Source organism: Chryseobacterium sp. T20 (assembly GCF_047345655.1).
Lineage (GTDB): Bacteria > Bacteroidota > Bacteroidia > Flavobacteriales > Weeksellaceae > Chryseobacterium.
Genome location: NZ_JBLFDU010000013.1, coordinates 97,168 through 112,412, shown reverse-complemented (window position 1 = coordinate 112,412; position 15,245 = coordinate 97,168). Strand labels below are relative to the sequence as shown.

Annotated in this window: 12 protein-coding genes; 7 read left to right on the top strand and 5 right to left on the bottom strand. The window is 36.0% G+C overall.

The window, feature by feature from the left end; translation table 11 throughout:
• The first annotated feature begins 65 nt into the window (after positions 1-65).
• The 6 genes from ACMA47_RS22080 to ACMA47_RS22055 all read left to right on the top strand — a co-directional run bounded on the left by ACMA47_RS22080 (position 66) and on the right by ACMA47_RS22055 (position 9,470).
• Positions 66-650, top strand: a complete 585-nt coding sequence (locus ACMA47_RS22080; protein WP_413931519.1) for an RNA polymerase sigma factor — start codon at positions 66-68, stop codon at positions 648-650.
• A 119-nt stretch (positions 651-769) separates the two neighbouring features.
• Positions 770-1,714 (top strand): hypothetical protein, encoded by a 945-nt coding sequence (locus ACMA47_RS22075; RefSeq protein WP_413931518.1) that lies wholly within the window; start codon positions 770-772, stop codon positions 1,712-1,714.
• Positions 1,715-1,841: 127 nt separating this feature from the next.
• Positions 1,842-3,020, top strand: coding sequence for a FecR family protein (locus ACMA47_RS22070; protein WP_413931517.1), 1,179 nt, complete (start codon positions 1,842-1,844; stop codon positions 3,018-3,020).
• 119 nt (positions 3,021-3,139) lie between these two features.
• Positions 3,140-6,670 (top strand): SusC/RagA family TonB-linked outer membrane protein, encoded by a 3,531-nt coding sequence (locus ACMA47_RS22065; RefSeq protein WP_413931516.1) that lies wholly within the window; start codon positions 3,140-3,142, stop codon positions 6,668-6,670.
• 11 nt (positions 6,671-6,681) lie between these two features.
• Entirely contained in the window at positions 6,682-8,037 is a 1,356-nt protein-coding gene (locus tag ACMA47_RS22060; protein WP_413931515.1) for a RagB/SusD family nutrient uptake outer membrane protein, read from the top strand.
• A gap of 2 nt (positions 8,038-8,039) precedes the next feature.
• Positions 8,040-9,470: a TlpA family protein disulfide reductase gene (locus ACMA47_RS22055; protein ID WP_413931514.1), complete on the top strand. Its 1,431-nt coding sequence runs from the start codon at positions 8,040-8,042 to the stop codon at positions 9,468-9,470.
• A gap of 29 nt (positions 9,471-9,499) precedes the next feature.
• On the opposite strand, the gene ACMA47_RS22050 is transcribed toward ACMA47_RS22055, so the two are convergent.
• From ACMA47_RS22050 to ACMA47_RS22040, 3 genes are all read right to left on the bottom strand, one after another.
• Entirely contained in the window at positions 9,500-9,766 is a 267-nt protein-coding gene (locus ACMA47_RS22050) for a hypothetical protein (RefSeq protein ID WP_413931513.1), read from the bottom strand.
• Between the two features lie 102 nt (positions 9,767-9,868).
• On the bottom strand, positions 9,869-10,315 hold the full coding sequence (locus ACMA47_RS22045) for a MauE/DoxX family redox-associated membrane protein (RefSeq protein WP_413931512.1): 447 nt from the start codon (positions 10,313-10,315) through the stop codon (positions 9,869-9,871).
• Positions 10,316-10,375: 60 nt separating this feature from the next.
• Positions 10,376-10,618: a hypothetical protein gene (locus tag ACMA47_RS22040; RefSeq protein ID WP_076549711.1), complete on the bottom strand. Its 243-nt coding sequence runs from the start codon at positions 10,616-10,618 to the stop codon at positions 10,376-10,378.
• A gap of 364 nt (positions 10,619-10,982) precedes the next feature.
• On the opposite strand from ACMA47_RS22040, the gene ACMA47_RS22035 reads away from it, so the two are divergent.
• Positions 10,983-12,608: a helix-turn-helix domain-containing protein gene (locus tag ACMA47_RS22035; protein ID WP_413931511.1), complete on the top strand. Its 1,626-nt coding sequence runs from the start codon at positions 10,983-10,985 to the stop codon at positions 12,606-12,608.
• Between the two features lie 71 nt (positions 12,609-12,679).
• Here ACMA47_RS22035 and ACMA47_RS22030 read toward each other — a convergent pair whose 3' ends face one another.
• Together ACMA47_RS22030 and ACMA47_RS22025 are read right to left on the bottom strand one after the other, a co-directional pair.
• Positions 12,680-14,236 carry a hypothetical protein gene (locus ACMA47_RS22030; protein WP_413931510.1) on the bottom strand — a complete coding sequence of 519 codons (1,557 nt, stop codon included), beginning with the start codon at positions 14,234-14,236 and terminating at the stop codon, positions 12,680-12,682.
• Complete coding sequence (locus ACMA47_RS22025; RefSeq protein WP_413931509.1) at positions 14,226-15,242, bottom strand: caspase family protein; 1,017 nt, start codon at positions 15,240-15,242, stop codon at positions 14,226-14,228. Before ACMA47_RS22025 ends, ACMA47_RS22030 begins: the two co-directional genes overlap by 11 nt.
• Positions 15,243-15,245: the final 3 nt, after the last annotated feature.

Sequence of the window (15,245 nt, the reverse complement as noted above, 5' to 3'; positions counted from 1 at the left end):
AAGTTGACGATTTCTTTTTTGAAATAATTATTGCTTAACTTTACTCTTCTATCAATAGCCTTATTATGACATCCAGACATGAGATCGAAGAAAAGGCACTGCTAACAAGGTTTCAAAGCGGTGATAGAATTGCAATGAATCTAGTTTTCCAACTCTATCATCCAGCATTAATTTTTTTTGCCAATAGACTACTAATCAATTTTGATCAGGCTAACGCACAGGAGGTCGTTATGGATGTTATGCTTAAAACTTTTGAGCTAAGGGAGACCTTTACGAGCTATGCGAGCATTAAAGCATTTCTATATATATCCACAAAGAACAAGTGTGTAGACGTTATTGAAAAAGAGAAAGTTCGATTAAAAAGGCTTGAGAAACTTACAAACCAATTCGAGGAATATGATGAGGAGAATATCCTGAGCAAGATAATCCATACTGAAGTACTTCGCGAACTAAGCGAATCGATAGAGCTTCTTCCTGAACAATGTCGGAACATTATGCAAAAACTGATGGGTGGAGCAACTCCAAAAGAGATTTCCGAGGAACTCAATATCAGTGTCAGCACTGTCAACAGCCAGAAAGCACGGGCTATCTCAATACTAAAAAAGACTCTTTCAAATAAAGGGATGGTACTTCTGCTTTTTTATATTTAATTTGACAATGCCTTTTTTCGCACTGTTATAAATGTAATTCTTTGAGTAAATATCTGTATTTTTAGAGTTTTAATCGCTAATTTCTCTTACCTGAGAAGTATGATTTCAAACTATAATAAATGGAAAGAGTAGTTTTTGATACTAATGCATATAGGTATCTAATTAAAGATTTAAGTTTTGATGAACTAGATAACTACATGGCTGGGATTCGAGAGAAGGAAAAGAAAAATAACCTGGAAGCATCTATTAGTCCGATTGTCATACAAGAACTTTTGGCTCACGTCGCAAACAGGAATGGGAGCAGTTTATTTCAAAAATCTTTAAATGCAATTAAGGCAATGTACCTGCATTGTCTTGATAATGGATTTTCTAGAATGTTAGCGAGGCCAGAAATGCTTGTCGCCAGATATATATTTGGGCTATCAAGTGAGAAGAAAGTGCAAACGAGCAATGCATACTATGAGATTGTAAATGGATTGGCTAAATCTCCCACAAATGAAATGTTTGACCGTTTTGCAGATAACCTTAAGAGAAACAAAGAATTTGTTGAATGTGCAGAACGGATATATGCTGAATCATTTTTGAATACATTGAAATATTATGATCCGGAAATGGAAAATTGGACTGTTTTTGCTGATGATCAAAGCAAGCGGAAGAAACTTTTAAATAATATCCGATCGGATAAGTTTTCGCTTATTTTAGCAAGAGATTATATAGAACCATTATTTGAATACTATGCTTTAGAACATCCTGGTTTGGTAAAGCCAGATGAAGATCAGTGGATATTGTTCTGTGATAAATTTGTGACCAATTTTCCAGAGTATATTGCGTTATATAAGTCAGTGTATGAAAATATAATAAACAGTAAGTTTAATATGTTTGAAAAGGATAGAAGTAATTTTTGGTGGGACACCCAATTGATGTTAAATGTTGGAGACCATAAGATCCAAAATGATAAATTGTATTTTGTAACCTCTGATAAGGCAATGTTGAAAGTTGGCAGGGAGACAAATGCCAATCTATCTATTTTAACATTTGATGAATATATAGATTATCTTGGTTAACTATTAAATGTTATTGTAAGCATTTTTTTGAACTCACAACAGTACCTAAGAACTGCTGTCCTATTTTTTTTATAATTTTTTCATTTTCTTTTGGACAAGCCGTACATGTTTCCCGTTTCTATACTAAATGCGAGACATGAAAGAAGAAGAGTTGTTCGACGGATTTGAGATCACAGAATTACTTCATAAGTATATTACAGGACAAAAACTTCCCTATTGGGATAGGGAGTTTCTTGAAGACTGGATTGAAGAAAGTGAATCCAATCGGGCTGTTTTCCAACAGCTGGTGGATCAACACCGTTTGGCTAGTGATCTTGTCGAATTGAAAGAATCAGCTACTACAACCAAGGATGAACTTGCAAGATTCAATAAAATACTTGACAAGCCACAGCCAACGAGCATCTGGTTCAGGCTGATGACTGCAGCAGCAATTCTTTTCACGATTTCCATTTCAGTATGGCTTTATAAATTTTACCAGTCAGACAAGATCTTATCGACAGAAGTGGCAACAACTACCTTACCGGGAGATATTCTTCCGGGAAGTGATAAAGCAACGCTAACTTTTGAGGATGGTAAAGTTCTTTCGCTCGCAGGGGATAAGAAAGCTATAAAAGTAGATGAGCAGGGCATCTCCTATATGGATGGCACGAGCATATCAGCAAATAAGGTACAGTTTGCGACACTCACTACGCCACGTAAGGGACAGTATAAGATAACGCTTCCCGATGGCACTAAGGTCTGGTTAAATGCAGAGTCATCTTTACGCTATCCTACAAAGTTCACTGATAAAGACAGGTATGTTGAATTGCAAGGGGAAGGATTTTTCGACGTGGCGCACGACAAAGCAAAGCCTTTTATTGTTGGTTCTAATGGCCAGCAGGTGAAAGTACTTGGAACTAAGTTTAATATCAACAGTTATTCCAATGAACCTGCTGTCAGAACAACGTTAGTCAGCGGACGAGTTGAATTGTTAAGTAGCCGTAACAAGGCAACTGTGATACTTGCTCCCGGCCAGCAAGCTAAGCTCGTCAATGACGGTTTTGCCATAATTTCCGTAGATACCGAACCTTTTATAGCATGGACTTCAAATGAGTTTCAGTTTAAAGGAGGCGCTTTGCAGGAAGTCCTGAGACAAATTGAACGGTGGTATGATGTTGACGTTGATTACAACAATATTCCAAATATCAAGGTTAACGGAACCATTTCAAGAGAAAAGAAACTCTCCAGTGTGTTATATGCACTTGAAAAAATTACAGATTTACAGATCAACCTAACGAAAGGAAGGAGGATTGAAATTCAGAAATAAGAATTTATAGTTTCATATGTTGGCCTGAAAATATGCCGGAGTGTTAGCGCACTCCGGCGATCGGGTCTACATCATAAATTTCCAGCAACGAAAATTACTTTTTAACCCTACACAAATCTATGAAAAAACATGATTTTTCCAACAAGAAAAACATTCCGCCGTGGGTGGATCTGTTTTCCCACAGGAGAAAACTTCTGCGCAATGGTATAAAGAGTGCAACGCTCTTTATACTGCTTGCCAGCGGTACAGCTTTACAGGCTCAACAGATTAGTCTTTCCTTGCAAAAAGCGCCTTTGTCAAAAGCAATTTCAGAAATTCGGAAAGCGACAAAATATGATTTTGTTTACAATGAGGAGCTACTGAAAAAAGTCGGACCCATTACTGTAAACCTGAAAAATGCATCATTAGAAGAGACATTACGAACCCTCTTTGCAAACCAACCGATCGCATTTGAAATTGCGGATGGCATCATCATATTGCAGGAGCGAAGAGCACCGAATACTACCAATTCAAAAAAAAAGGAAACCATAAAAGGAAAGATCGTCGATGAAAAGGGCAATCCATTGGCTGGTGCAACCATTCAGGTCAAGGGCAGCAACTTTGTGACGAACTCCGATAACAACGGAAACTTTGAATTGCCTTCGGAGTATGCTGAATCTGAGCTAAAGATCAGCTTTTTAGGCTATGCGCCATTGTCGGTATCAGCAAAATACATTGACCGGATAACATTGATAACAAATAGCAATGTCATCGATGAGGTATCCGTTGTTGCCAGTGGTTATCAATCTATTCCAAAGGAAAGAGCAACGGGGTCTTTTTCCAAGGTCGATAATACAACCTTTAATAGACAGGTATCTACAGATGTGATCAGCAGGCTGAAAGGCATAGCGCCATCCATTCTATTTGACGAACGTTCAGGTAGCCCGAAGCTAACTATCAGGGGACAGGCTACGATCTTTGGTAACGATCAACCGCTGATTGTAGTTGATAACTTTCCTTATGAAGGTGATATCAACAATATCAATCCGAATGATATTGAGGATATTGACATTTTAAAAGATGCTGCGGCCGCTTCAATCTGGGGAGTTCGTGCTGGTAATGGTGTGATCGTAATTAAAACTAAAAAGGGACGAGCAGACCAGCCCATGAACATAGGGTTTACATCTAATGTCACCATAGGGCAAAAGCCTGATTTAAATTATATCCCCCAAATCAAACCAACGGATTTCATTGATATTGAAAAGATGCTCTTTGAAAAAGGTTTCTACAATACGATTATCAGCAATACAGCTGCAAATCGACCTTATTCACCTGTGGTCAGCATTTTGAATGACCAGAAAAATGGGATATTGACGGAACAGCAAGCTACCAACCAGATTGATGCACTACGAAACAACAATCTAAGGGATGACATGAGCAAGTATCTCTACAGAAATAGTGTCAAACAACAATATGCCCTAAACTTTAATGGCGGAACAAATAAATATACCTATTATTTCTCCGCAGGTTTCGATAAAAACCAGAATTCTGAAAAGGGCAGCGGATTTAGCAGGGTAAGCTTGAATAGTAATCAGGTCTTCCGTCCAATAGAAAAACTGGAAATTTCTGCGGGTATTGCTTACAACCAGAATAATCAATCTACATCCAACGTAATTTCAATGCTTAACAATATGGGTACTGAATTAATGTATCCCTATGCACGATTGGTTGATGACAATGGGGATGCTGTACGGGTAATTAAAGATGCAAGTACTGTTTTAAAAGAGAAAGCACTTACTGCTGGACTACTCAATTGGGATTTTGTACCATTGGAAGAATTGGATTATCAGAATAACAAATATAAACAGTCCGAACTTCGCTTAAATACCGCTATAAAGTACACTTTTATTCCAGCGCTCTCTGCCGAAGTACGATTTCAATACGAAAATCAGTTGGGTCGACGAAGAAACTATTATGATCAGGACAGTTATTTGATGCGTGATCAGATCAATAGATTTACTACCATTAACAATGGGATTTTGACCCGTAACATACCACTGGGTGGACGGCTTGATAATACAAATACAGAACTTAATGCTTTGAATGGTCGGTTTCAATTGAATTATGATCAAAAATGGCACAAACATCAGGTTAATGCGATTGCTGGATTTGAAGTTAGAGAGGCAAAAGCCAATGGAATTTCAAATCGACTATATGGATTTGACCCCAAAATAGGTTCTAGTATTATTGTAGATTATTTAACGCAATTTAATCAGTATGGCAAAGGGGGAGCTCTAACTATTCCTTCACAAAATGATTATTCAGAAACATTGGATAGAATGAGATCATATTATGTGAATACTGCGTATAATTATGATTTAAGATATGTTGTCTCTGCAAGTGCACGCATCGATCAATCCAACCTTTTTGGTGTACAGACAAATCAGAAGTCGGTTCCACTATGGTCATTAGGTGGTAAATGGAATATTAATAAAGAATCATTTTATAATCTAGATTGGTTATCAGAATTAAGTATTAGATCAACCTATGGATATAGTGGTAATGTAGATCGTAAATTGACAGCCTATACTACAGCAATGGTCAGTAAGAACTATATAAATTTCCTTCCAGCAGCTTACCTATTAAACCCTCCAAATAAAAACCTACGTTGGGAAAAAAATGCGATGTGGAATTTTGGAGTAGACTTTAGTTTAAAAAACAATAAGGTGTCAGGTAGTCTAGAGTATTTTAATCGAAAAGGAACAGATTTGATTGGTAATGGAGCGATAGATCCCACAACTGGTTTTACATCATTCCGAGGAAATCTGGCAAATATGACAGGTAAAGGTATTGATTTCGAAATCAATTCAATAAACATTACTTCGAAGTATTTTCGATGGATGACAAATTTGATTTTTTCTTACGCAAAAGATAAGGTTACAAAATATCAGCGTCCCATTTCAATTTTTGACTTTTTGAATGATAATAGTCTTTATCGAAATCCAACGACTTATACTCCTGTTGTGGGAAAATCCCTTTTTAGTCTTTATTCATACCCATGGGCAGGTTTAGATCCTGAAACTGGTCAGGCGCGAGGTTACTTAGAAGGCCAACCTTCAACAGACTATTCCAGCATTTCTGCAGAGTTAGCATCTGATCCTGCGGCGAATCTAATCTATCACGGAAATGCTTTACCACCCTATTTTGGTGCGCTTCGTAACACATTCCAACTCCAAGGACTAGAGTTTTCTTTTAATATAACATATCGTTTCGGGTATTACTTTAGGCGAAATGGCTTAATGTATTCTACACTATATCGAAACTATTCTACTCATGGTGACTATTACAAAAGGTGGCAAAATCCTGGCGATGAATTAATAACAAATGTTCCAGCTATGATGTATCCGGCAAATAGTACCGCTGACAATTATTATCGTAGTTCTGAAATATTAGTAGCTAAAGGCGATCATATACGTTTGCAGGATGTCAGATTCGCATATACTTTTGGTTCAAATACGTTGCACAAACTTAAGATCAAAAATCTTCAAGTTTTTGGTCTGGTAAATAATGTAGGACTTTTATGGAAGGCTAATAAAGAGAATTTAGATCCTGATTTTCCAACTAATAAGCCCTTAAGAAATTTTTCTATTGGACTTAATTGTAATTTTTAAATGGTATCCCTATGAAAAAGCTAAGTTTTATTATCCTAACGAGTATTTTTTGTATTCTAATAGGAGGATGTTCGAAAGAGTGGTTAGAGAAAAAACAGGATGTTAAGCTCTTAGTACCGACAACTTTGAATGATTTGGATATGTTGTTAAATACAGGTTTTGACGATGATGGCAGAGGAGCTACGGAGAACTCTACAGATGAGGCAGAATATACATTAGATCAATTTAATGAATTAGATTACAGTTTTCAGCGCAGTTTGGCTACTTGGAGAGTCACTTTATTTGAACAAATTTCCCCTGATCAGAACGAATGGGACATTGCATATAAACAAATTCAAATTTGTAATGTAGTCCTTAAAACCCTTGAAAAAATAAACCGTACAAATGAGAATAGCAATCTATATGATCGCATTAAAGGAACGGCGCTTTATCAACGCAGTAGGCAATTTCTGAATTTGGCTATGACTTTTTGTAAATATTATGATCCAACTTCTGCAACAAAAGATTTGGGTATTGTATTGAAATTATCTAATGAAACCGATGAACCGATAAAAAGAGCATCGCTTGAAAAAACTTACCAGACAATTATTGAGGATTTAAAGTTAGCAAGTCTATTACTACCTACGCAAAAGCTTTCATATACTCATATCGCAAGAGGCGGTGCTTACGCATTGTTGGCCCGCGCGCTACTCTTTATGGATAAATATCAAGAAGCTGGAGCTGCCGCTGATTCAAGTTATAAATATCATTCTTTTATCGAAGACTACAATACCATAAATAGCACTCCCAGCCGCCCGTTAAATATTCAGAGTAAAGAAATGCATATTCCTGTAAACCCTAGTATGGCTGTTTCATATCCCACAACGGGAAGGATAAATGAGGAATTATATAATAGTTATGACCAAAATGATTTGCGAAAAATACTCTTTTTTAAAAAGGAAACGGATGGTAAATTTTCTTTTAGAGGTCATTATTTGCCTGCTCTTTTCTCAGGAACAAGTACTCCCGAAGTTTTACTTTTAAGCGCAGAATGTAGAGTCAGATTAGGTGATACTAATGGAGCAATGGGACGGTTAAATCAGCTCTTAGAAAAGCGATTTAGAACTGGAACATTTATGCCCTTTCAAATACAAAACAAAGACGAAGCTCTTGAAATTATCCTGAAAGAAAGAAGAAAAGAACTTTTAACAAGATGTCTCCGCTGGCAGGATTTAAAGAGATTAAACCGCGATCCTCGATATTCAAAAACACTTGAACGCAAGATAGGAACGCAAACATTTGTACTAGCTCCCAACGATCCTCGCTATGTGTTGCCGATACCGCAATATATTATTGATTATAATGGTATTGAACAAAATAAATATTAGGTATGAAAATTCAATTTTATATAATATTTCTTATTCTGAACCAGTTTGCTTTTGAAGTAACTGGCCAAAATTCAACGAAAATTACTGGATTTGTTCCTGAAGCAAAGGATTCTACATGGACTGTCGAGTTAGGCATTGAAAATCCTGACGTTATATACGAAAACAGATTCACGACTATTAAAACCAAAACTCAAAATGGTAAATTTTCATTTGATTTTGAAATCAATAAACCGAAAATGGTTACTCTGGAGATTAACGGACACCGGTTATTTTTTCCCGGAGTGTTTTGTGTTTTAATTGAACCTATGGACAGTCTCGATTTTTCTATAAAAAATATGAATAAGCTCGGACTGATGGATATTGGAGTGACAGGAAAAGGAAAAGAGAAAGTAGATTTTGTTAAGGCCATAATAGCCGCCACTTTTCCTATATACAAATCAGACCCTCGTAAACAGTCCGTTCAGTTTACATTTGAAACAACGGATAGAAAATTAAATGTAATTGATTCGGTTTATGATTTTTTTCCGTCTAACATTGACTCATTAGCAAAGGATATTATTCGAGCCTATGAGTATGATCTGATTTTAGACATACCATTGTTGACCGCAACAAAAAGTGATTCCTCACAATATTTTTTTAACAAATTTATAGTTGATAAAAAAAGAATGGATATTTTATTAAAAAAGGAGGTGCTAAATTATTATCCATACCATGTTTTGGCCAATAATATTTTATTATCGGCGTACAGAAACCCAGCAGCACAATTAGGACGTACTTTTATTCAGAATAAACCAATCGAATTTGCCCACTTAGTTGTAAAGCAACTTGGAAATAATGTTCCAGCTAAAGAATATTTATTAGCTGATTTGACTGTAAAGACATTAAAGGCAGAAAGGCTCAATGGTACTTCAAAAAACCTTTATAATTATTTCAAAAAGAATGTTTCAACTAATAGCATTTTTTATCAGGAAGTTGAAAATTTATACAAATATTTTTCTTCTAATCTAATGCCAGGTCAGCCTTTTTATAATTTTGAACTACCAGATAGAACAGGAAAAATACATTATTTGCAAGATTTTAAAGGCAAAGTTATTGTCATGGATTTTTGGTTTAACGGTTGCTCAGGTTGCCTACAGATGGCTAATATTATCGATTCATTGGAAAAAGTATTTTCTCCCGGTAAGGTTCAGATTATATCTATTAATGTAGATTCAAAAAAGCAATGGTTGGCAGGTATTGGAAAATATTCTAGTAACAAAAGTTTAAATTTATATACCAATGAGCAGAAAACTGAACATCCTTTGATTTCATATCTAAATTTTAATACTTATCCAAAATTAGTTGTTATTGATAAAAAAGGACAATTAGCGGAGACACCACCGGATCCTAGAAGTAATATGAACGATTTTATTGACTTCATAAATAAACTATAAAAAAAACGGTGGACAATGTCCACCATTTTTTAAGGTCTTTGCCCTCTCGTAATTAAACTAGGGTTGTGGGTTGGTTCTCCTGTTTCTAAATTGTACTCTTGCGAGCAAATAGGAGTAGTTTTTTTATCGCAGTCACTCGTACCCGAAACTTCTTCATTACTCATAGATCCATCAGGATTAGAATAAAATACTCCTGTTTCATCTTCGTTGACTGTGTTTGACGGAGCAAATGAAAATGCTGCGAAACTTCCGATTGCAATTGCTGCAACTCCTAATGTAATTCTAAGTGATTTCATGATGTTTGGTGCTTTTATAAATCAAAAAGCTAAACTTTAGTTTTTTGCCTACTCTGGGTTTCAGGTTTTCGGCTTCCCCTGTTTTGGTTATTAGTTTTAAATTTAGTACGTGGTCTGAACATGACTACTGTGTGGCGGACTTTTATACGAAAACATGATCAGACCAATGATATTTAGTGTCAGCACCACAAGATTAATCCACAGTTGATCATTCCAGTTCAACCCTCTAAAAAGCGAAATACATGAACATGGTATGCTTGGTGCAAACTTCAAGATATAGATGAGATATCCTGTATATAACAGCAGGACAGATAGCGAGGTAATAAGTCCTATTTTCCTCCAAGACTTCTTTAGCAGCAGTATCACAAGTGACAAATGCAGAAGCTGTAGAAAGTAAGGCAAAGCTGATCCCAAAGCCGATAATAGATATGCACCATTGATCTGCCTTCTGAAAGTGTCAAAATCAAGAACCTTACTGACAAACGTATATGCCCACATTAGTAGGAGTAAGAATATAATTGTTTCGGCTATCAAGTTTTTCGTTCGCATGGTTTGAGTATTTTGTGATTTAAGTTGAAAGGTCATTTCACACATAGTTTAAATCGAGCATTATTTCGAGGTTCTCCATTGGCCACCATGTCTTATCGGTGGGTCTTTGATCGTTTCATCAGTGTCGGCATCGTTGGAAACGACTCCTGCTTGAATTGTATCGCTATTTTTTGACATTTCTGTTTTTGAGTTGACAATATTCAGTTTTTCCAGTTCTAGCGGTTCCTCAATTTCGGATTCTCTACAGGAGTGTAAAATGACCGCTCCTGCGATGATTAATATTGTTGAGATAATAGTTTTCATTTTGTTAAAAATTTTAAGAATTATCCCGGCCGGTTATTTCGAATTCAAGAGCGAAGGTAGAGGGCATTGGAAGACGGAAAAACTGTTTACTGCGCACGTTGAACAATTTGAATGCGCAAATTGTTCAATTTGAGCATTGTTATTTATTTGTAAATCAATGTCTTATGATGGTTTTATGTTAGGTTGCAGATTTTCGTTTTTGATAAATCATGGTTTGGCGATTTTTACTAATTTTATATAAACTTGACCTATGAAATTCTCCTCTTTTCATATCATAATTGTTTTATGTTTGTTACACTGTGAATTTCTCTGCGCCCAGCAAGAGGAATACAGTAAGTATTATTACATAAGGAGAAATTATGAAGTGTTCTCAGAGAATGATTTCAGGGCACTTCCATTCATACGTCAGTACATTGCTGAAGCAAAAAAGGATAAGGATTACGATAAATTGTATCAGGGATATGCAGACGGTGTCGAATTTTCCGCTGATCGTACTGAAAAGCTAAAATTTGCAGACAGTACGATCATTGCCGCCAAATTATCCCGAAAACCAGGGTTAATAAGTTCTGCTTACCTTGAAAAGGGAGTTGTCTACTATTTCCATTTTAAAAAATACCAATTGGCATTGAACGAGTTTCTTATAGCAGTTCAGTATGCACCAAAAGATGCAGATCCCTATTATCAGAACAGGCTAAATTATCTGATCGGTGTTGTCAAAAGCTATATAGGCTACTACGATGATGCATTACCCATTTTTATAAAGACACGGAACCATTTTGCGTCAGAGCTGAAGAAACAGCAAGATCCTAATATTCTATACGATTCTCGGAGAGGTAACTATAATAGTCTTCATCAGATGGCTATTTGTTATCGAAATATGGGAAAATTTTCACTTGCCGATTCTATTGTTAGCATTGGACTTACAGAAATCGGATCTACCCGCGAACATAGACAGGAATCGGGATATTTTATAAAAGAAAAGGGAATTTCCGAGTTTCGGAAAAAGGAATTTTCAACTGCTATCGCCTCACTTATCGCTTCATCAGTAGCACTTTCAAAAATTAATGATTTTTCATGGTTAGCTGTAAACTATTCATATTTGGGGAAATCCTATCTTGAACTAGGTGATGAACCCCATGCTTTAAAAAACTTTGAAAAAGTCGATTCCATTTTTCAGAAGCATGGTTTCATTGTTCCAGAAGTTCGGGATACTTATGAACTTTTGATTGATCATTACAAAGCAAATAATGGCGTAGAGAAGCAATTATATTATACCAATCAGCTTTTAAAAGTAGATAGTGTCCTATTCAGAGATTTCAATTATCTGTCCCGAAAGATAAGCAAGGAGTATGATACACGTTTACTGAAAGAAGATAAAAAACGACTAGAAAAGAAATCCATAAAAGATAAAGTGGCCCAATGGGGTTTAGGTACAGTCGCAGTCACTTTTGCTGCTACCATGTTGTTTTATAAAAGAAGAGAAAAAAGAATCCGAAGGAAATATGACATTCTGGAGCAAAAGATCAAAGCTAGAGACAGCGCCAATATAGCTATTAAAATAGAAGAAAAGCAAGATGGCAATAAGCTTGAAATTGACCAAAAAGTTATAGAGGAAATACTGCATAAATTACAGGATTTTGAGGATAAGGGAGGATTTAGGGAGAATGGGATTACACAGCATAAATTGGCTGATAAATTTGATACTAATCATTTCTATCTGTCACAGATCGTGAACGAATACAAAGGCATGAATTTTACAAAATACCTCATAGATTTAAGGATCAAATATATAACTGATAAACTCTATAATGACCCGGAATACCGCAAATATAAGATCGAAACGCTTGCGGAAGAATGTGGTATGGGCTCAAGAAATCATTTTTCGAAACTTTTCAAAGAAATCAATGGAATAGGTCCTGCCGAATTTATCAAGAGACGCTTGCACGATATTAATATGGAGCAGAACCTCACCATTGAGACAGTAATTTAGTGAGTCCAATTTGAGTTTTTTATTCAGCCTGTCCTAATTCAGGAGATTACCTGACATCAGGCAGGAATAATTTACAATATATTATTATCTAAATCATCAATTATTATTTTGTAAATGTTGTCCTTTAAATTGTCTGTTAGATCCTTCCTGTCCAGTAGAAAATTTTGCTGTTCGTTATTAATCAACTTATTTTTTATGTTATCAATGCTATGTTCAACCATTGACTGTGTTACCTGAAACTGAAATGCCAAGCTTTTTGCTGTTACCGGACTTTCTTTCTTTGCCATTAATTGGGAAGTAATACTGAGGCTCAGCCAATCATCAAGTCGAAGGTTCTTAGAATTAGGCAAAGATTTTATTATTTTTTCATATTGGTTATTTTCAAGTTGAAAAGTTTCTAAAATCCTAATCTGTTCCGAATAGTCCCATACTACATCTTTATAAGACTTTTCAAGAGGTCTATATGATGTCCAGGCACTGTCACTATGTAGATTTGAAATAATTTCTTCACACATCTCATTTATAGTAATCTTGTCAGGGTGTTTAATGGAGTGCTCAATAAATGCTCTCATTCCTACATTAAACATGCAAGGTTCCTGTAATTCCATGTGAGGTATAGGATCTCCGAAATGATTTGCGGCCAGTAATCGTAGTGCTTGTAGGTCAGAAGCATTTTCCAAGGGTAATATCCTTTCTTCAATATTCCGCAGCATTATACGAAAAAGATGGTCATTTGTTTCTTCATTGCTAAGTAAATAGGCATAGCAAACCGCAATTGCTAAAATGGGATTTCGCCATTTTGAATGTGCAGTATTACTAATCAGAGACTGCGGAACATAATAGATCCCATTTTCCAGATTTCTTAAAATTGCGTCTAACTGAATTGTTTCCTGTTCTTGCAATCTATGATGGCTGTTCTGTCGAACAAGTTGAACCCTTGCTGTCGAAAAAATAGGTGTACGTTTGAAAGTGAGGTAGAATTGGGTTTGCCATTCTGGAAATACATACAATGGAATTTCTCTTGATTTAGAATTGCCTTTATATACAAGATAGTAGATACCGGGTTCCATTTTTGCGTGGAATGCCAACCAACCGTCACGTGTATCTTCTTTAACGTTTGTTTCATTATACAGGCGATAAATTACCTTTCTATCACTGTTCAATATTGAAAAGCGCCATCCCATAGACTGGGCTACATTTTCCTGCTTTCCTTTTATAATTTCATCGGGGTATCTAAAAAATAAAAACAACGATGCATCATTATCGCTAATTTCCATGTTATCCATAGTGGATCTTTGGCTCCACTGATTAACAGCATTTTGGTAATAATTTTTGGTACTTCGCAAGAAATCTGCCGGAATAGACGAAAAAGAGCCTTTATTTTCCCATGTTAATTGAAGATCTTCTTCCAATCTGATGAATTTCTGTTCAAATTTTTCATTGGAAAAGATCTGTAGCTGATAAAGCCCGCGGGGTAGATTTTTTGCTATCTCCTCATGTCGGCTAACTAACATTTCTCCTTTACCACTGAACAGTTTAAGCAAAACAAATTCGCTTAGCGGGCCTACAACAGAAAAGTTAAAATTAAACTCTTGTTGTTCATTCATTTCTTGTGTTCTAAATACCATAACTTAATGTTTTTATTGTCCCATCAATCCTTATTGGTTTTGCATCAGATTGTTCATTTTCATAGTAAATAGTATAAAGTCCTTTAGACAAAGGTATTATCCAAGGTTCATTTACATCTGAGATACCTTCTTTTAAAACATTAAGGTCTGAATCTTCCAGTATGGCCTTTTTACCACTGACAGTAAAAGTAATCTGCACATTGGTAATATTTACAGTCAGTCCATCTATTATTGTCGTGTCAGCATGATCACCCTGGATATTTGGGACCTGAACTTTTTTAGTTTGCGCAGCGATCTTTGGCAGATCTCTTTCGAGGTGATTTGCTAACGAAAGGGAAGTTATTTTGCCATCTTTTTCAGCTGCTCCCCTTAAGCCACGTAAAAGCGATTCCGTAAATATTCCCCTGATTCCATATTCTTGTAAACTTCCACTTTCTGACTGTATAAGCGCTTCATAAGCTTGATTAGTAAATTCGGAAGCTGAATAGACATATGATCTGCATGCTCCTGCCGTTGCAGCAGGCATAACATTGCCAAACGATGGTGGCGCACCATTCACGGCTACTTTCCGATTTCTGCAACAATCAAAGAAAAAGAATATTTCACTGAAAATTCCTGATTCGATCAAGGTGGTACGGTAATCACCTGATGAAAGGGCGTGGTTTCTAAAAAAGGTATCCCATTGAGGCAGAACAAGCGCTGTGTCATTCCAGGATAATCCAAGACCATGTCCGGAAAAGTAGAAATATAACCTTCTGCCTTTTCGCCTCTTGGTTCTGCTGTTGATTTTACCGAAACATTGATCAATGGTATACTGTATTGGTAATAGAGAATCTTTTTCTGAAAGTACAAGATAGCAGTTATCAGGTGGAACATACCCTCCCTTTTCGTCAACAACCCAATTATGAAATCTTTTGGCGTCCTTATCCGGCCCTTTTAACGTTGCTAATTCAGCATAGTGGTTAACACCAACTATTACTGCATAATCGTCTATATTTGCAGGCATTTT

Excerpts from the sequence above, each read along its gene's own strand:
- ACMA47_RS22030 (WP_413931510.1), bottom strand. The coding sequence starts at position 14,236 with ATGGTATTTAGAACACAAGAAATGAATGAACAACAAGAGTTTAATTTT.
- ACMA47_RS22025 (WP_413931509.1), bottom strand. The coding sequence starts at position 15,242 with ATGCCTGCAAATATAGACGATTATGCAGTAATAGTTGGTGTTAACCAC.
- ACMA47_RS22040 (WP_076549711.1), bottom strand. The coding sequence starts at position 10,618 with ATGAAAACTATTATCTCAACAATATTAATCATCGCAGGAGCGGTCATT.
- ACMA47_RS22050 (WP_413931513.1), bottom strand. The coding sequence starts at position 9,766 with ATGAAATCACTTAGAATTACATTAGGAGTTGCAGCAATTGCAATCGGA.
- ACMA47_RS22045 (WP_413931512.1), bottom strand. The coding sequence starts at position 10,315 with ATGCGAACGAAAAACTTGATAGCCGAAACAATTATATTCTTACTCCTA.
- ACMA47_RS22065 (WP_413931516.1), top strand. The coding sequence starts at position 3,140 with ATGAAAAAACATGATTTTTCCAACAAGAAAAACATTCCGCCGTGGGTG.
- ACMA47_RS22060 (WP_413931515.1), top strand. The coding sequence starts at position 6,682 with ATGAAAAAGCTAAGTTTTATTATCCTAACGAGTATTTTTTGTATTCTA.
- ACMA47_RS22070 (WP_413931517.1), top strand. The coding sequence starts at position 1,842 with ATGCGAGACATGAAAGAAGAAGAGTTGTTCGACGGATTTGAGATCACA.
- ACMA47_RS22075 (WP_413931518.1), top strand. The coding sequence starts at position 770 with ATGGAAAGAGTAGTTTTTGATACTAATGCATATAGGTATCTAATTAAA.
- ACMA47_RS22080 (WP_413931519.1), top strand. The coding sequence starts at position 66 with ATGACATCCAGACATGAGATCGAAGAAAAGGCACTGCTAACAAGGTTT.
- ACMA47_RS22055 (WP_413931514.1), top strand. The coding sequence starts at position 8,040 with ATGAAAATTCAATTTTATATAATATTTCTTATTCTGAACCAGTTTGCT.